Source organism: Arthrobacter sp. Soil_C_60 (assembly GCF_057656375.1).
This window is the reverse complement of record NZ_JBDGKM010000004.1, coordinates 95,152-111,372: the sequence shown is the minus strand read 5'-3', so window position 1 is coordinate 111,372 and position 16,221 is coordinate 95,152. Positions and strand designations below refer to the sequence as shown.

Genomic DNA, 16,221 nt, shown 5'->3' with positions numbered 1-16,221 from the left:
CCACGCGGGCGCAGAACTTGGCCATCACCAGCGAGTCCGCGCCCAGGTCGTGGAAGAAGTTGGCGTCCACCGGCACGTGCTCGATGCCCAGTACATCGGCCAGCACCTCCGCCAACCGGTCCTGCACCTGCGCCGTCGCCGATGTCTCTTCCTCCGGTGCCAGGAACGCGGCCAGCGCAGAGATTGAAGGGTGCTGGTAGATGTCCTTGATCGACACGGCCGGCAGGTCCGGCTGTTTGCGCACACGGGCGCAGAACTGCGCCATGACCAGCGAGTCCGCGCCTAATTCGAGGAAGAAGTTGGCGTCCACCGGGACGTCGTCCTTCTTCACAACTGATGCGAGAAGATCCGCTAGGCGGCGCTCCAAGGCAACGACCGCACTCGTGGCCGGAGAGCCGTTCCCTGCCTGAGCCGCGGATGCCGCGGGATTCGTCGGAATTATCGGAATCGTGGGACCTGGCGACGTTGACAGCGTGTCCACGGACTTGTTCACTGCGAGAAGCTCCTTAGTGAGGCAGTGGCCACGGAGTCTTTCAACGGGCCGGCTGCGGGAAATTGTGGCCCCGACACCGGGTCAGTCTGTAGACCGGGGTCTGACGTCTGACCCGCGTTGGCGAGCGCCTCGGCCCCGAAGTGGTCGAGCACCCAGTCGGGCTGGTAGATGGTGTCCAGGTACGGGCGACCCAAGTCGGGTGAGATGGTCACCGCGGTGACGTCCTGGGCGTGGTGGTCGGCGAGCCATGTCATGGCGCCGTGGACCACGGTCCCGGTTGACCCGCCGAGCAGCAACCCGCCTGCGGCCAGGCGGTGGCAGGCGCGCACCGTGTCCAGCTCCTCGACGAACACCACATCATCGAGCAAGGACTCGTCGAGTTGGGGCGGCCGCACGCTCATGCCGAGGCCGGGGATCAGGCGGGGCGCCGGCGGGCAGCCGAAGGAAACAGATCCGACGGCATCGACCGCGACGATCCGTACGTCGGGGCGGTACTCGCGGAAGTACCGCGCGCAACCCATCAGGGTGCCCGTGGTGCCGGCTCCGACGAATAGCACGTCGAGGTCGGGAAATTCGGCGGCGATTTCGGGGGCCGTCCAGCGGTAGTGCGCGCCCCAGTTGCCGGGGTTGACGTACTGATTGAGCCAGACGTACCGCTCGTCGGACGCGCACAGTTCCTGGACGTGGTTGAGCCGGGCCCCAAGGAACCCGTCGACGGGATCCGGTTCGGTGACCAGGTCAACCTGTGCTCCGAGCGACTCCATCAGCTGCCGGGTCGTCGGATTGCACCGCGGATCCACCACACAGACAAAGCGGTATCCTTTGCTGGCCGCGATCATGCTGAGTGCGACGCCGAGGTTCCCCGACGAGGACTCCACGAGTGTGGAGCCGGGCCCGATTAGCCCCTCCCGCTCGGCGCGCTCGACCATTTCCCGCGCGGGCTTGAGTTTGATCGAGCCCGCGAAGTTGAACCCCTCGATCTTCAGATAGAGGCGGCGGCCAAGCACCCCTTCCAGGTCGACGAATAGGCTCTGCTCGTTGAACAGGTGCGGATCCTTAATAATCGACATGGTCTCCCTCGTTTTCCAGCCATGAGCTTGGTCACAAGGGTCGCCAGGGAATGGCGGGTCGGATCAGTGAGCATCGCTTGTTTTCCCCAACAGAACCCCAATGAAGCTGCAAGTTTGCAATGTCTTTACAGTGGAACCCCGCTCCCGTTATCGTGCCGTTATTGTGTCGTTATCAGCACGTTAGGCCGGACACTCCTCCCCGCTTGGCGGTATGCAAACTTCACGATGGGTTGACCGTGAGGGCTAATGATCCAAGCAGGTCCCCCCAGAGTTGCGCGCCGTCGGGGACCGACATTTAGCCACTGACATTGCTGTGGGAGGATGTGCTCATGGGCAGGACCGGCGCCATTCCGCCTTGGCTTCATCGAACGGGCATCGAACTGCTCGGCTGGGCCCTCATTGCCGTCGGACTCGCCGCACTTGTACTGCCCGGTCCAGGCCTTCTTGCCCTCGCTGGCGGCCTGGTGGTTCTTTCCCTGCGTTATGCCTGGGCCAAGCGACTGTTGGTGCCGATCAAGGCCGAGGCGCTCAAGATAGCCGAGAAGGAGGTGCGGACGTGGCCGCGCATCGTGGCCAGCGCCGTGGGAGGGCTCGCGGCTATTGCTGCAGGAATCTTGTGGGGCATTCGGCCCCCGATGCCGGGCTGGTGGGCATTCGGTGACCGTTGGTGGCTGCCAGGAGGCTGGATCGTGGGATCGACGTTTGTCGTCTCCGGGCTAGTGGCCCTTGCCCTCATGATCTACAGCTTCCACAGATTCCGTCGGTCACGCACCTCTTCCCTCCGCGGGGACTCTTCCGCATGATTTGAAGTGGCCGGGCAAGGAATGTACGCGATGTTGCGCTCCCTGTCCCATAGACCTGAGACGGGTGCCGGGGCGGGCGGTCTCCCCAAGGACCTGCCCGTGCCCCGCACCGGATGAGCCGAGACGAGCCGCCCGCGAATGTCCTTGCACTCCCCAGTAGCTGGACTCCGGCTTCAGCTCTCGCCATCTGCTGGTTCTAGGGTGACGGAGCAAGCTCAATGCTTGCGCACTGTTAGCTCAAGATTTGATCAAGAAGCCTGCGGTCGTGCCGGCGGCTTGCGGCCATACTGTTTGACCTCCGGTGCTTGTCGCAAGAAAGCTGAACGTGGGATATGCGCGTAACCATTTTCAGGGAAAGCATCGGTGGAAGACTTTCACGGAAAAGCCCCGGCCCGCCCTTGCCGAGGCTCTTCTAGTTCCGCAACCGAAACGCATTGGTGGCCAGCCATACGGCGAGGCCTCCGCTGCGCACTAGATGACAGAAACGATCCAGATAATCAGGGCAATGGCCAACAAAATGCCAACGATTGTCCAGACAAGGTTGCTTCCGCGCATGCTGCTTCCTCCGTTCATTCGCTACCGACGACTCCATTGTCGCCCCTGGCAACCGTTTCATCCATGAAATCAGCAAAAGCTTTCGACAGGAATCTGTAGTCAGCGCTTGACGGCGCCGATTCGGTTCGATTGTGCGGTCCATGCAGCAACGCATGCCTCAAGCCACGGAAACGGAATCATCACAGTAATCACAGGCCCGCTACGACGTGCGGTCGGCAGGTCCCGGACCCGAGTGCCGGGGCGGGCAGCCTCCCCAAAGGCCTGCCCGTGCCCCGCACCGGATGAGCTGAGACGAGCTGGCCCTGAAGATCCGTGTACTCCCCAGTATTCGGACTCCGGCTTCAGCTCTCGCCATCTGCTGCTTCAAGCATGGTGGAGCAATCTCAACACTGTGCCCTGCTTTAGCTCAAGATTGGCTCAAGATGCGCGGGCCGCAACACCGCCGTCCAACGTGGACACAAAGAACGACGGCGGGAGGCCGCCGTCGTTCTTTGTCATTGCACGTTAGATTCCGGCGCCCCGGTTCCTGTCGTCGTCCTCGATGTCTTGCCGCACCCGGTCGGACTTCGCGGCGATCTCTTCCGGGGTCAGGGCCGCACCGGTGTCTACGACCGGCTCGGTGACGATCGGCGCAGTCTCCACCACGGGCGTTGCCGGTACCGGTTCTACTACAGGCGTGACTGGCGCGTCTTTATCGGCACTGTCCTTCTTGGCGGCAGCTACGCCTGCTGCGGCCGCTGCCGCTACACCGACCCCGGCGGCCGCAACCTTGCCGGACACGCCAGCCTTTCCGCTGTCGCCGCGCGATGCGCTGGCGTCCTCGACGCCGGGCGTCCCTGTTGCCGCGCCTTCATTGATCGAACCGCGCCATGCACCAGTGGCGTAGCCCTCAGCCTCGATGAACTCCTTGAATTTTTGCAGGTCCGCTTCGGCCTGCTTCTCCACGATGTTGAGCTTATCGCCCACCTTCTCGACCATGCCCTCGGGCTCGTATTCGAGCGTCATTCGTACGGACGTCTGGCCGCCACCCACGTCCTCGAAGGACACCGCTCCAGCGTTCGTGGCGCCTTCGATTGCCGCCCAGGCAATCTTCTGGTCCGGCACCTGCTCAACAATCCTCGCCTCCCACTGCCGACGGACTCCGCCGATCTCGGCAACCCACTCGAGCCGGTTGTCGCCGAGCTGCTTTACGCTCTTGACGCCGCCCATAAAGTGGGGAAATTCCTCGAACTGGGTCCACTGGTTATAAACCGTGCTCACCGGCACGTTAACCATGACTTGCTTCTCGACCTTCGTGCTCATTGCGTCTCCTTTTGATTGGAAAAGACCGTAGAGGCCTGCGATTGATCAGCATGCTTACCATATCGTTTCTGTCTCTTCTGGGCTAGTACGCAAGCAGCTTTCAGATTCTGTCAGTGCGATATGCCACGGTAAGAGTCGATAGAATTCACGGAATCCACTGGAACGATAAACCGCATTTTTGGCGGCGGAACCAGTTATTGAAAGGAACCTCTTCACGATGCTGGGAGCCCATCATGCCGCCAGTGGAGCCGCCGCCTGGATAGCGCTCACCACCCAGTTTGAAGTTTCCCTCGGTCCCTTGGCTGAGCCCCTGGGCCTCGGCAGCCATTCCGTACTGTTAGGCATGGGTCTGCTGGATGTGGGACCCATCGGCGTCATCTCCGGCGCCTTGGTCACGGCCGGGGCTGCCTTGGTTCCGGACGCGGACCATCACCGGGCCACGATTGCCCATTCGCTTCCGCCCGTGTCCAATGCAGTTTGTGCCGGCGTAGGCACGCTGGCCGGCGGCCACCGGAAGGGGACCCATTCCATCATTGGGATGTGCGTATTCGTCCTGATCGCTTGGATGGCGGGCTTGGTGACGTGGGAGACGGAGCGGTTTGGAACCATATACCCGGCCGCCGGTGTCCTCTGCATCCTGCTGGTCGCCTTCGCCGCCAAAGCCCTCAGATTCATACCCGACCGATTAAAGAAGACCCCTTGGGCGGTTGGAATCTTCGTGGCCGCATTCATCACCTTTTTCGCCCCGGAACAACAGAACTGGTTTCCGCTGGCCATGGGCATCGGCGTAGTCATGCATATCCTCGGTGACATGGCTACAACAGGCGGTGTGAACTTGGCCTGGCCGCTGCGGATCAAACCACCCAGGGCCTGGCGGCGAATTCCCGTATTACGCTGGATCTGGCGTCCCAACGGATACTTTGCCTTACCGATTCTTGGGAACGCAGGTTCCTGGCGGGAGTGGCTGCTGCTGATTCCGGTCAGCCTTTACGTCGTGCTGGTTCTCGCCGGTGCTACCGCCGACCTCGGGCAGGTCGGCATGTCCACATTCGTCGCTTCGCGTTAGTCCGTGCGCAGGTTCGGAAATGATTAGGCGGCCTGCCGTGTTGAACCGATGGCAACATAGTCCAACAGGAGGAACGCCATGACCAGCGCCGGAGCACCCAGCGCCGTAGACCGCGAGCAACTGCGTTTTGCCCGTTACCGGCAGATCCGGCATGAAGCACTGGCCGCCGAGTTCGGCTGGCTGACCCTCACTTCGCTGCAGTGGCTCGGGTCGGAACCGACAACCGTTGAGATGCTTCCCGGTCTTTGGAGCGCCAACACATCCGCCTCGGCCGGCGGAATTGCAACGCTGACCGCTACTGCTGCGGACAACCTGGTCTTTGCCGACACCGGTGAGCCTGTGGACGGCAGGGTGACAGCCCGGCTGGCCAATGAGGAGTCGCTGAACTGGGTGCGGTTCGGCAATATCATGGTGGAACTTGCGGTCCGCGCAGACCGCTATGCCATCCGCACCCGCGACCTCGACTCCCCCGTCTACACCAGATTCAGCGGGGTGCCTACATTCGATTTCAATCCTGACCTCGTCGTGACAGGGCATTTCAAAGCGTACGACGGCGAACGCCAGGTTCCGATCGCCACATCGCATCCGCAGGTGCAGAGCACCGCCACGGCAGTAGGGGAAGTCAGTTTCGAGCTAGGTGGCGCCAGCCACCGGCTGGTTGCGGAGCCGGGCACCTTGGGCGGCCTGACGCTGAACTTCCACGATCTCACCAACGGCACCAGCACCTACGACTGGCGCAAGGTCACCACCGCGAAGCCGCGTCCGGACGGCAGTGTCATCATCGATTTCAACCGCGCAATCAACTATCCCAGCGCCTTTACCCCGTACGGCACCTGTCCGCGGCCCATCCGTGGCAACCAGATCGACGCGCTCATTGAGGCCGGAGAGAAACTTCCCTAGCAGAAGCAGGTCCAGCTGCAGTTGGCATGGCTGGCGGATGCTGTGAGTATGAACGTATGAACCCGGAGCAGCCAACGCGCAATTCCGTCCAGCGCGCCCTGTCCTGGATCAAGGCCGGCGTGACCGGCCCGCGATTCATGCTGGCCATAAAGGCAGCCATTGCCGTCGGAATGGCGTGGTTTGTAGCTGGGTACATGCCGGGCGTAGTCGACGACTATCCGTACTACGCGCCGCTGGGCGCCTTGGTCAGCATGTATCCCACCCTGATGGGTTCAGCCAAGGCCGGTCTGCAGACCCTCCTCGGACTGTTGCTCGGGATCCTGCTGGCAGGCGTGATTGTGCTGTTCGCAGAACCCAGCCTGCTCACGATTTCCGCGGTAGTTGGCGTTGCCGTCCTGTTCTCCGGGGTTCGCTGGCTCGGTCACGGCAAAGACTACGTTCCAATGGCGGCACTTTTCGTTCTGATCATCGGCGGGCAGGATGTTGAGTCCTATTCCATTGGCTATGCGGTCCAGATGACCGTCGGCGTGGGATGTGGGCTGCTGGTCAATGCCGTGATCCTGCCACCGCTGAATTTCAACGCAGCAATTCTGAAATTGTCCCGCTTCCGCACCATGCTGGCGCGGCACCTGGAAGGCATGGCTGACGCCCTGACCGATGAATGGCCGCCGGAACCGGAGAAGTGGACTCGCTACAATGACGAGCTCTCCACGGCCGGGCATGAAGTGCGGGAAGCGGTTTACCACGCGGATGAGAGCCGCAAAGGCAACCCGCGGGCCAAGCTGCACCGGCGCAATCTATCGCAGGACTACCGCGACCTCCGGGCTTTGGAATCTGTGTCGTTCCATGTCAAGGACATTACCGACACCCTTGCCGGCGTTAGCGCCGGCGGTAAGGAGCCGTTGTCCAACGAACTGCCCACCGAACTGCTTCAGCCGGTCAGCGAGGCGCTCCGGGGTGCAGCCGAGATGCTGAAGGCCTGGGAATCCGGATCGGAGCTTCAGGACCGGTGGGAGGAAGTGGAGCGGGCCTTGAACGACTTGCTCGACCAAGTCGATGCACACCGCGACGCCGGCGCCGCGGCCTTTAGCCCGGCCGCCAGTGTGGCTACGGCGGTACGGCGGATTCTTGACACCCTGGAACCTTGTATCAAGCAGGATGCGGCGGCAACGTAGACGCGTTCAGGAGAAGTTCGGTTTCTCCTGGTCGACGTAGGTCCGCAGCAGCTCCATGGCACGGTCGGCAGACTCGGCGCTCTCCTGTCCCAACGCCTCGGCGATAGTTCCGGCCTTCTGCTCTCCGGCAGGGAACGGCGGAAGCAGCGGAGTTTCCGGATCCGTGACCACGTCGATCAAATACGGCCTATCTGCTGCCAGCGCGGCATCCCAGGCGGCGCCAACCTGCTCCGGGTCATCAACCCGCTCGCCACCGAGTCCCAGCAGTTTTGCATAGCCGGCGTAATCGAAATCCGGCAGAGCCTGGCTGGCTTCGAAGCGGGGCTCCCCCTCCATCTCGCGCTGTTCCCAGGTCACCTCGGCCAGTTCCCTGTTGTTCAGCACGCAGATAACAAAGCGCGGGTCCTGCCACGTCTGCCACATTCTGCTGACGGTAATGAGCTCCGCGATACCCGTCATCTGCATGGCACCGTCACCGGTGACGAGCAGCACCGGGCTCCCCGGCTGGTCCAGTTTTGCGGCGATGCCGTAAGGCACCGAACAGCCCATGCTGGCCAAGGTGCTGGACAAGTGGGCCGGCACGCCGAGCGGCAGCCTCAGCTGCCTGGCATACCAGTAGACCGAGCTGCCAACATCGACGGCGAGCCGGCCATCTGCCGGGAACCTGCTGTTCAGCTCAAGCAGCACCCGCTCCGGATTGACCGGATCCGCCTTGGTCATGGCACGCTCGGTGGAAAGCTCGTGCCAATGCGAGACCCACTGCTCCACCTGGCCGCGCCATGGCAGATCCCGCTTGTCCTCCAGCAGGGGCAGCAGCGCTTGCATGGTGCGGGACGCATCCCCGGGCAGCGGCACCTCAACGGGGTACCGGTTGCCGATAGCACCGGAGTCCGTGTCGATCTGGACGGCGCGTGCGGCCCCTGGCGGTGGGTAGAACTCGGTCCACGGGTCATTGGAACCTATGATCAGCAGCGTGTCGCACGCGCCGAGTACCTGGCCGCTGGCGCTGGTACCCAAATGCCCCATGGTGCCTGCAACATTCGGCAGTGACTCGTCCACGTACGGTTTGCCCAGCAGGCTCGTGGTGATGCCGGCACCGAGGCGTTCGGCCACCGCGGCAACCTCTTTCCAAGCGTGCCGGGCACCCTGCCCCACGAGCAGCGCCACTTTGCTGCCGGCGTTGAGCACCTCCGCTGCCGCCTTGAGGTCGTCGTCCACCGGTACATTGGCGGACTGCTCCCAGCGCGGGGCGGTGGCAATGATGCCGTGCTTGTGCTCCAGTTCCGGGGCCGGCATCTTCTGCACGTCATGGGGAACAATAACGACGGCGGGTGCCCTGTTTGCGAGCGCGGCTTTGAAAGCCCGGTCAAGCACCATCGGCAGCGCATCCGGTGTGTTGACCTGCTCGCGGAATGCCGAGGCTACGTCCTTCGTCAGGTCCAGCAGATCGACTTCCTGCATGTAGCCGGAGCCGAGGACACTGCGCGACTGCTGCCCGATGATGGCCACCACGGGAACGCTGTCCAGTTTCGCATCGTAGAGACCATTGAGCAGGTGGATCGCCCCGGGTCCCTGGGTTGAGGTCACCACGCCTACGCCGCCGCTGTACTTCGCGTGGCCCACGGCCATGAAGGCCGCGTTTTCCTCATGACGCGCCTGGATGAATTCCACTGTTCCGGCGCGCCGGAGCGCGCCCATGAAACTGTTGATGCCGTCCCCGCTGTAGCCGAAGACGCGCGGCACCGCCCACGCCTCGAGCCGTTCGACAATGGCATCGGCAACGAGACGCTGCGGCATCCGCTTCCTCCTGTCTGCTTAGTAGGAGATGAATTCGACGAGTTCCCCGACCCTGTCCTCGGGGTAATTGCGGGCGACGTCTGCCTGGCTGAGGATGCCCACGAGGTCGTGGCCGTCGATCACGGGCAGCCGCCTGACCTGGTGCTCCTGCATCGTCTTGATGGCTTCTTCGATGCTGTCGTCCGCGCCGATGGTCACCGGCTTGCCTTCACCTAGTTCTCCCGCCTTCACACTCCGCGGATCGCCGCCTTTGGCCAGGCACTTCACCACGATGTCGCGATCGGTGACAACGCCCTTGAGCCGGTTGTCTTCGCCGCAGATCGGCAGAGAACCCACGTCCAGGTCCAGCATCTTCTTCGCTGCCTGTTCCAAGGTTTCATTCTCACCGATGCACTCGGCGCCGCCTGTCATGATTTCGCGTGCTGTCAGCATCCGTATCAACTCCCGATTGTTGGCTTTACTAAGGATACTTACTGTTTATCACTGACCGCAGAGGATTTGAACCCCCTCCCCGATCTCAGGTCTCGTGAGCCGATCCGGTGAGCCACGCCGTCGTATCCGGGGGCAGCTGATCCCCCATCAGCTTCGAGCTACTGATGAGAACCTTGCCCGGTGGCAGGGTCAGCGGCTCGCGGCCGAAGTTCGTGATCGACTGCCATTGGCCGGGACGCCTGAAATGAAGGGTCGATTCGCCGGTACCGCTGATCCACTCCAAATCCTCATAGCTCTGCAGCTGCCCCCGCAGTTTCAGCGCATGTCGGTAGAACTCCAGCGTGGATCCCGCAATGCCGTCCTGGGCTTCGACGGAGAGGCCGCCGAACCAGTCCGGCTGCGGCAGGTGGGCTCCATTGGTCCCGAACCCGAAGGATTTCCCTTCCGTGGTCCAGGGCAGCGGGATACGGCAACCGTCCCGGCCCTTGCGCTGATGCCCGGTTCGCTGCCAAATGGGATCCTGCAGGGTGGCCGCCGGCAAATCCGGCACCTCGAACAGGCCCAGTTCCTCGCCTTGGTAGAGATAGGCCGATCCCGGTAGGGCAAGCATCAGGAGGGTAGCGGCACGGGCACGGCGGAGTCCTGCAATCCGGTCCACCTCAGGTTCGGAGCCGTCTGTCATAAGCCAGGTACCATAGTCCAGGCCGGCCGGCAACCCATAGCGCGAGGGATGCCGTACGACGTCGTGGTTTGAGAATACCCAGGTTGAGGACGCGCCTGATTCTTCCGCCTGGGACAAGTTGTTCGTGATAACGGAGCGAAACTGCTCCACGTCCCAGTCCGCACGCAGCAGATCAAAGTTGAAGGCCTGGCCCAGACCTTCAGGGCTCGCATACGCCATCCGCCGCGAGGCGGGAACCCAGGCCTCCGCGACGGCGGTGCGGGGCGGGTCATACTCGTTGAAGACCTTGCGCCATTCGGCATAGATGTCGTGGACCTCGTCCCGGTCGAAGAGCGGATCCTTGCCGTCCACCGGAGTGAGCTCGTCCGCCACGCTCGGCTTGCTGCGCAGCGGTTCGCTCATGTCCTTGGCGAGCGCATGGGCCACGTCCACGCGGAAGCCATCGACCCCGCGGTCCGACCAGAACCGGAGCGTTTTCAGGAAGTCTTCGCGGATTTCCGGATTCTCCCAGTTCCAGTCCGGCTGTTCCTTGGCGAAGAGATGCAGATACCACTGGCCGGGCTCGCCTGAAGGCTCGGTGATCCGGGTCCAGGCGCTGCCGCCGAAGTGGGAAACCCAGTCCGAGGGCGGCTTTCCGCCGTCGTTACCCAGGCCATCGCGGAAAATGTACCGCTCCCGCTCGGGCGAACCCTTGCCGGCGGCCAGCGCCTGCTGGAACCACTCGTGCTGGTCCGAGGAGTGGTTGGGGACGATGTCCGCGATCAGCTTGATCTCCGCGGCGTGCAGCCCCGCAACCATTTCATCAAAGTCCTCCAGCGTGCCCAGACGGGGATCCACATCACGGTAATCGGCCACGTCATAACCGCCGTCCGCCAGCGGCGACGGGTAGAACGGGCTGAGCCACACGGCGTCGATGCACAGTGCCGCCAGATAGGGAATTTTGGCGGTGATGCCACGGATGTCCCCCAGACCGTCGCCATCCGCGTCGGCGAAGCTTCGCGGGTAGATCTGGTAGACGGCCGCCTGCCGCCACCAGTTCGGGTCCGGTTTGGGTTTGAACTGGTCAAAAGTGTCGGTCATAGTCGGTTCATTCCTCTCCTGCCGCGGAAACGGTGGTATCGGCTATGCGCATGGTTGCTCCGTCCGGATCCGGCCACTGCCCATCTGTCTAGCACCGTGTTTGGGCCTTGTCGAGGTGCATCAGCATCGTTCGCCCTTATTTGATGACAAACGGGCAGCAGCCTTACTAAAATGGAATGCTCTAGTCAATTAGTTTCTGCGGGGGCCTGCAGGAGGGACACACGATGAAAGATCCAATACCCGGCGGCTCCCTTCAATATGTACTGCTGCCCCAGAAGTTCGGCCGGCACCAGACCGCCGTCACGGAATTTACAGTGCTGTGCGTAGAGATCTGGAGCACCGGCATCGTGGTCAACATGCAACTGCCTCCCGCCAACGGTTCTCAGCCTCCGCAGCCAAGGATTGCCGTCCAGGACCATTTCGGTACCGAGTATTCGCTGGAAAGCAGCGCAAGCATCGGTTCCCGCCACCTGCAGGTCTTTACGCCGTCCGTTCCCGCCGGAACCAGAAGCCTGACTATTACGTCAAGGGACGACGACGGCGCACGCTTTGTGGTGGCGCTGGCCGTTCCGGCGGGCAACTTCCGCGGCGGCCGGCTCAAAGTAGGCCATATTCACCTGGCCGGGTTGCCCGATCTGCCGTCGCCCGAACAGGGACACCGGGGCATGCCGCAGGGGCCCGATCTGACGGAGCATAGGGAAGCTGGCTGATACCTCAGCCGGTCCGCCGAAACTGCCAGCGGCTCTGCTCCTGACAGCCTGCAGCCGGGCAGCCGACGGGCTGCCCGGCTGCAGCGTTCCGGCCCCAGTGCGCCGGCATCAGCTGTTCAGGAGTGGCCCAGGTTCTCTTCGGGATCGGTGCCGGTGGCAGGTCCGTCCGCGAGCGCACCGCCTTCGCCTGCCCACTCTCCGCCCGGACGGTCATCCATCGCCGGGTCGGATGAGACATCCCGCATTGTTTCCGGTCGGCCTGCCGCTGCAGCAGCCCCGACGCCCGCGGCGCCGGAGCCGGCTACTCCGGTTCGCGCCGAAGCAGCACTCGCGTCGCCGCTCCACGCATTCCCGGACGACGCGCGGCGTCCTGCCCGCGGGCCCGTTGACGATCCGCTCCGCACTGAATCATTTTGGCGCGTGTTCCTGGAAATGTTGCTGGCCCACAACTCCTGGGCGGCGTCCCTCAGCTGCTCGTAACTGCCACGGCCCGCGCGTGAGCCGAGGACGAACCCGACTGCGAGCCCGGCTCCCAATATGAGTTTGTTTTTCATTGCTTGCTACTCCTCATGGCCTTGGTCCGAACTCATCTGGTCCTCTGCTGGTGGAGTTTCTCCCGGTGGGACTCCCCCGCCGGGTTCCAGGCCAGTGATGTTCTCCGTCTCCGGATCGGGGTTGACCCTGTCCGCCTTGTCCTGCGAGGACCTGCCCTCTTTCATCGGCGGCTCCACATCCGGAACGTTGCTTTCGTGCTTGTCCATATTGCTCATGATCCTGCCCTTCGTCGTCCTAAACCAGGTCTCTGGGAATTGCGCGCTGCCAATTGTCAGAGTAGACACGAGGATTCCCGCGCTGGGTGTCGAGTTCGTAGGCATCGAGTTGTGCGCTGATGTGGAAGTCCGTCGGTGTTGACGTCAACACCGTCCGGGTCACTATTTCCACCCTCCAGTCATCGCGCTCGAAGCGCCGGATCGTCCGGGTTTCGCCGCGGACGGAATTAACCTCGTTCCAGCGGAAGCTGTACCACTCGTTGGTGCTGCGCCGGACTATGGTGTCCGTTTCGTCGATCCGGAAGCTGCCTTGGTCGTTGGCCACCTCTAAGGTCGACACATTTGTGACCAGATCGCGGGAGACACGCCAGTGGTGCTCGCCCGGTGTCAACGGGGTGATTTCCAGACCCGGCGCCGCTTCGGGCTCGCCGAATTCCCTGAGGGCGGCGTCCTCCGGCCGCGGAGGGCGGACCGGCAGGGTGAGCGTGCTTGCGCCGGCCGTCAACGTCACCATGGCGGCCTCCGGCGAGGGCCAGGCCAAGGGCCAATAGGACGTGGACACCGACAGCCTGAGCCGGTGGCCTGCGGGGATCGTCTGCGCAATCCCGTTTAGGGCGATCTCCACGCGGTATTTGCGTCCCGGTTCCAGCGGCTGCGGGTTTTCGCTGCCGTCCCGGTGGGTCAGATTTAGCAGTCCATAGGTGAACCGCGTGGCTTCGCCGTTCGGCGCCACATCGGACAGGCGGACCGCAAGCATTGCGACAGGCTTGTCCGCGGAGACTTCGAAGGTGACCGAGGGCAGCCCGAAAATCTCCATCGTTTCCTGGAGCGGATCCGTCTCGTAGACGAGTGCTCCGCCGTCTTCCTCGCGTTGGTCGAACGGAAGATCGGGAGTGGCGGCATACGAGGCCCATTTACCGGCGAACATACCCACGCTCAAGGGTGATTGCAGGGTGACGTCGTGACCCGGTTCATCCTTGGCGTCGCCTTGCTCGATGCCATGGCGATTCAGATGGTAGCGGCGTTTTTCGATGGCCGGCGAGGGCCAGCTGTCCTCGGCGACCCAGCGGCCGGGACGGTCAGAGTAGGACGGCTCCGGAGAGACGCTGTCCTGCATCCAGGCACGCAGCATCGGCTCTTCCATCAGGCCGGTGTCCTTGCCCTTGAGCCAATGGTCCCACCACCGCACGACTTCCTGAAGGAAGCCGATGGCCGGGCCTGGAATGCCGATATGGGGATATTTGTGTCCCCATGGACCGATCAGGCCCTTGCGCGGCACGTCCAGGTTCTCCATCAAGCGGAAGATGGCGTTAGTGTAGCCATCGGCCCAACCGCCTACCGCCATCACCGGAACCTGGACATCGCTGTAGTCTTCGCAGACCGAGGCAGGTTTCCAGTAATCGTCGCGGCGCTGGTGTTCGAGCCAGGTTTCAAGCCAGAGCCCGCTGCCGGCAAGGCGTTCGTGCCACATGTCTCGCCAGCGGTCTCCTACAATGGCCGGATCCGGCGGAAGCGAGTTGAAGGCGAACATGACGGTGGCCTCCGACAGGTTGTCGGCCAGCAAGCAGCCGCCCATGTAGTGCATGTTGTCCACATACAGGTCATCGGTCGCCGAAGCACTGATGATGGCTTTCAACGCGGGTGGTCTGCGTGCGGCAATCTGCAGGCTGTTGAAACCACCCCAGGAAATCCCCATCATGCCTACGTTGCCGTCGCACCACCGCTGTTCTGCGAGCCAGGCAATGACGTCCTCAGCGTCCTCGTGTTCCTGTGGCCGGTACTCATCCACGATGACGCCGTCGGAGTCGCCGCTGCCGCGCATATCGACCCGGACCGCGACGTAACCGTGGCCGGCAATGTAGGGGTGGTTCATGGCGTCCCGGCCGCGCGTGCTGTCCCGCTTACGGTACGGAAGGTATTCCAGCACGGCGGGAACGGGAAGCTCCTCGGCGTCCACCGGCAGCCAGATCCGGGCCGCTAGCTGGGCGCCGTCGCGCATGGGAATGAAGGTGTTTTCGATGACCCGGACTTCATGGGGAAATTCGGTGATGGTCTTCATGCGGCTCCCTCCTGGCCGGCGGTCTGATCCACCGGGGCGAACTCAAACGGCAGCTCGGACAGGATGGCGTTGTACCGTTCCACCAGCTGCTCCCGGTTGTCCGCGCCAATGTAGAGCTTGCCCAGAATGTAGCGGTAGCTGTCCTGGCCCGGCAGGTCCGAGAGCTTCTCCCCTTCCTTGACCTGCAGGGTCACGGTAGTTTCCGGATAGCGTTCCCGGATGGCGGCCTTGTCTTCGGCGCTGGGTACGCGCGTCACTATGGCATCTTCGTCGTGGAAGATCATGCATTGTGATGCGACGGCGAAGTTCCCTTTCCGGCGCGGCATCTTCGGCTCGTGGCCCAGCGCAATGTCAATAGCTACTTCGTGATTGGAGACTCCGTCTACCTTCGCAAAGAGGTCACTGTGGGACTGCGAGATGCGCGTGTTGATTTCCACGAGCCACAGCTTGTCCTTGGCCTCGTCCCACATGAATTCGGCATTGAAGCAACCGTTGTCAAAACCGACATGGTGCATGTAGCGCTCGGTGAGGTCGATCATGCGCTGCTGGACACTCTCCGGGACGCTGTTGGCAGGATAATCGAGGCGTTCGAAGCTCGTTCCGGCTTCGTCCTTGTGCATGTCGAAAACACCATGGACGTGGAATTTTCCGCCGAACATTGTTCCCTCAGGGGCGGCCTGTATGCCGGAAATGAACCCCTCGGCCAGACAGGTGTTGCCGTCCGCGTTCCTTAGCTCCGGCGGCAGATCGACCATGGCGAGTACATCGTTGAAGGCGTCGCCAATCTGTTCTATTTGGTCGCGGATTTCCCGGACCGCTTCGTTGAACTGCTCCTCGTTCTGGATTTCGAAGCCGAGGTTTGAGGAGTGCGACTTCACCGGCTTGACCCAGAACGGGTAATCAATGTCGATCTTCGACAGTGCGTCGTCGTCGAACGGATCGAAAGAGGCGAACTGCGGAACACATTCGGGTATCGAGGCTTTTTGCTCGAGCCGGCTCCAGTACTTGTGCTCGCACTTGAGCAGGCTCTCCAACGAGGGTGCAGGCAATCCGTGTTCCTTCGCCAGCAGCGGTCCAATCACACTGGCCGGGAAGTCCCAGTGCGTCACGATGGCGTCTACCGCCCCATCGAATTCCTGCAATTGGCTCCGCGCCTTGGCCAGCAGGCCCTTGAAATCGATTTCCGAGGTGTTTACCACGCTCTCGTAGTCGAGCAGGTTGCGGAATACGTAGTTTTCGGCACCGTTGACAGTTTCCAGTTCCCCCCGCTGAACATCAGTCAGTGCAAGTACGAATACATTCTTGGCTGTCATTGTGCCGTCCCTTC

Annotated in this window: 15 protein-coding genes; 5 read left to right on the top strand and 10 right to left on the bottom strand. The window is 62.6% G+C overall.

The genetic code is table 11. The annotated features are described in order from the left end of the window. The coding region (locus tag AC3A4M_RS10230) for an acyl carrier protein (protein ID WP_498735669.1) at nucleotides 1-493 on the bottom strand (493 nt) is incomplete at its 3' end. Continuing rightward, nucleotides 490-1,563 carry a 2,3-diaminopropionate biosynthesis protein SbnA gene (sbnA, locus tag AC3A4M_RS10225; protein WP_498735668.1) on the bottom strand — a complete coding sequence of 358 codons (1,074 nt, stop codon included), beginning with the start codon at nucleotides 1,561-1,563 and terminating at the stop codon, nucleotides 490-492. The genes AC3A4M_RS10230 and sbnA, both read right to left, overlap by 4 nt. Nucleotides 1,564-1,892: 329 nt before the next feature. Here sbnA and AC3A4M_RS10220 point away from each other — a divergent pair, with 329 nt between their 5' ends. After that, entirely contained in the window at nucleotides 1,893-2,366 is a 474-nt protein-coding gene (locus AC3A4M_RS10220) for a PGPGW domain-containing protein (protein WP_498735667.1), read from the top strand. A gap of 1,059 nt (nucleotides 2,367-3,425) precedes the next feature. Here AC3A4M_RS10220 and AC3A4M_RS10215 read toward each other — a convergent pair. Next, entirely contained in the window at nucleotides 3,426-4,223 is a 798-nt protein-coding gene (locus AC3A4M_RS10215) for an SRPBCC family protein (protein ID WP_498735666.1), read from the bottom strand. 217 nt (nucleotides 4,224-4,440) lie between these two features. Between AC3A4M_RS10215 and AC3A4M_RS10210 the strand changes: the two genes are divergently transcribed. From AC3A4M_RS10210 to AC3A4M_RS10200, 3 genes are all read left to right on the top strand, one after another. Further along, entirely contained in the window at nucleotides 4,441-5,289 is an 849-nt protein-coding gene (locus AC3A4M_RS10210; protein ID WP_498735665.1) for a metal-dependent hydrolase, read from the top strand. A gap of 78 nt (nucleotides 5,290-5,367) precedes the next feature. After that, entirely contained in the window at nucleotides 5,368-6,189 is an 822-nt protein-coding gene (locus tag AC3A4M_RS10205) for a DUF1684 domain-containing protein (RefSeq protein ID WP_498735664.1), read from the top strand. Nucleotides 6,190-6,245: 56 nt separating this feature from the next. After that, entirely contained in the window at nucleotides 6,246-7,364 is a 1,119-nt protein-coding gene (locus tag AC3A4M_RS10200; RefSeq protein WP_498735663.1) for an FUSC family protein, read from the top strand. Between the two features lie 6 nt (nucleotides 7,365-7,370). Here the strand turns inward: AC3A4M_RS10200 and AC3A4M_RS10195 are convergent, their stop codons facing one another. The 3 genes from AC3A4M_RS10195 to AC3A4M_RS10185 all read right to left on the bottom strand — a co-directional run bounded on the left by AC3A4M_RS10195 (nucleotide 7,371) and on the right by AC3A4M_RS10185 (nucleotide 11,355). Further along, a complete protein-coding gene (locus tag AC3A4M_RS10195; protein WP_498735662.1) occupies nucleotides 7,371-9,161 on the bottom strand; it encodes a thiamine pyrophosphate-requiring protein in 1,791 nt (596 codons plus the stop codon). Nucleotides 9,162-9,179: 18 nt separating this feature from the next. Next, nucleotides 9,180-9,593, bottom strand: a complete 414-nt coding sequence (locus AC3A4M_RS10190; RefSeq protein WP_074702400.1) for a CBS domain-containing protein — start codon at nucleotides 9,591-9,593, stop codon at nucleotides 9,180-9,182. Nucleotides 9,594-9,678: 85 nt separating this feature from the next. Next, complete coding sequence (locus tag AC3A4M_RS10185) at nucleotides 9,679-11,355, bottom strand: glycoside hydrolase family 13 protein (protein WP_498735661.1); 1,677 nt, start codon at nucleotides 11,353-11,355, stop codon at nucleotides 9,679-9,681. A 224-nt stretch (nucleotides 11,356-11,579) separates the two neighbouring features. On the opposite strand from AC3A4M_RS10185, the gene AC3A4M_RS10180 reads away from it, so the two are divergent. Then, nucleotides 11,580-12,065: a hypothetical protein gene (locus tag AC3A4M_RS10180; protein WP_498735660.1), complete on the top strand. Its 486-nt coding sequence runs from the start codon at nucleotides 11,580-11,582 to the stop codon at nucleotides 12,063-12,065. Nucleotides 12,066-12,181: 116 nt separating this feature from the next. Here AC3A4M_RS10180 and AC3A4M_RS10175 read toward each other — a convergent pair whose 3' ends face one another. The 4 genes from AC3A4M_RS10175 to AC3A4M_RS10160 form a co-directional block, all read right to left on the bottom strand. Further along, nucleotides 12,182-12,619 carry a hypothetical protein gene (locus AC3A4M_RS10175; protein ID WP_498735659.1) on the bottom strand — a complete coding sequence of 146 codons (438 nt, stop codon included), beginning with the start codon at nucleotides 12,617-12,619 and terminating at the stop codon, nucleotides 12,182-12,184. Nucleotides 12,620-12,625: 6 nt separating this feature from the next. Continuing rightward, nucleotides 12,626-12,784: a DUF6480 family protein gene (locus AC3A4M_RS10170; protein ID WP_498733939.1), complete on the bottom strand. Its 159-nt coding sequence runs from the start codon at nucleotides 12,782-12,784 to the stop codon at nucleotides 12,626-12,628. Nucleotides 12,785-12,854: 70 nt separating this feature from the next. After that, on the bottom strand, nucleotides 12,855-14,894 hold the full coding sequence (locus AC3A4M_RS10165) for a CocE/NonD family hydrolase (RefSeq protein ID WP_498735658.1): 2,040 nt from the start codon (nucleotides 14,892-14,894) through the stop codon (nucleotides 12,855-12,857). After that, complete coding sequence (locus AC3A4M_RS10160) at nucleotides 14,891-16,207, bottom strand: ATP-grasp domain-containing protein (RefSeq protein ID WP_498735657.1); 1,317 nt, start codon at nucleotides 16,205-16,207, stop codon at nucleotides 14,891-14,893. The genes AC3A4M_RS10165 and AC3A4M_RS10160 overlap by 4 nt, the downstream gene beginning before the upstream one ends. Between the last annotated feature and the right edge of the window lie 14 nt (nucleotides 16,208-16,221).

What these genes read in the sequence shown, in the direction of transcription:
- sbnA (WP_498735668.1), bottom strand. Translation starts at nt 1,563, where the DNA reads ATGTCGATTATTAAGGATCCGCACCTGTTCAACGAGCAGAGCCTATTC.
- AC3A4M_RS10200 (WP_498735663.1), top strand. Translation starts at nt 6,246, where the DNA reads ATGAACCCGGAGCAGCCAACGCGCAATTCCGTCCAGCGCGCCCTGTCC.
- AC3A4M_RS10220 (WP_498735667.1), top strand. Translation starts at nt 1,893, where the DNA reads ATGGGCAGGACCGGCGCCATTCCGCCTTGGCTTCATCGAACGGGCATC.
- AC3A4M_RS10205 (WP_498735664.1), top strand. Translation starts at nt 5,368, where the DNA reads ATGACCAGCGCCGGAGCACCCAGCGCCGTAGACCGCGAGCAACTGCGT.
- AC3A4M_RS10170 (WP_498733939.1), bottom strand. Translation starts at nt 12,784, where the DNA reads ATGAAAGAGGGCAGGTCCTCGCAGGACAAGGCGGACAGGGTCAACCCC.
- AC3A4M_RS10190 (WP_074702400.1), bottom strand. Translation starts at nt 9,593, where the DNA reads ATGCTGACAGCACGCGAAATCATGACAGGCGGCGCCGAGTGCATCGGT.
- AC3A4M_RS10160 (WP_498735657.1), bottom strand. Translation starts at nt 16,207, where the DNA reads ATGACAGCCAAGAATGTATTCGTACTTGCACTGACTGATGTTCAGCGG.
- AC3A4M_RS10195 (WP_498735662.1), bottom strand. Translation starts at nt 9,161, where the DNA reads ATGCCGCAGCGTCTCGTTGCCGATGCCATTGTCGAACGGCTCGAGGCG.
- AC3A4M_RS10215 (WP_498735666.1), bottom strand. Translation starts at nt 4,223, where the DNA reads ATGAGCACGAAGGTCGAGAAGCAAGTCATGGTTAACGTGCCGGTGAGC.
- AC3A4M_RS10210 (WP_498735665.1), top strand. Translation starts at nt 4,441, where the DNA reads ATGCTGGGAGCCCATCATGCCGCCAGTGGAGCCGCCGCCTGGATAGCG.
- AC3A4M_RS10175 (WP_498735659.1), bottom strand. Translation starts at nt 12,619, where the DNA reads ATGAAAAACAAACTCATATTGGGAGCCGGGCTCGCAGTCGGGTTCGTC.
- AC3A4M_RS10165 (WP_498735658.1), bottom strand. Translation starts at nt 14,894, where the DNA reads ATGAAGACCATCACCGAATTTCCCCATGAAGTCCGGGTCATCGAAAAC.
- AC3A4M_RS10185 (WP_498735661.1), bottom strand. Translation starts at nt 11,355, where the DNA reads ATGACCGACACTTTTGACCAGTTCAAACCCAAACCGGACCCGAACTGG.
- AC3A4M_RS10180 (WP_498735660.1), top strand. Translation starts at nt 11,580, where the DNA reads ATGAAAGATCCAATACCCGGCGGCTCCCTTCAATATGTACTGCTGCCC.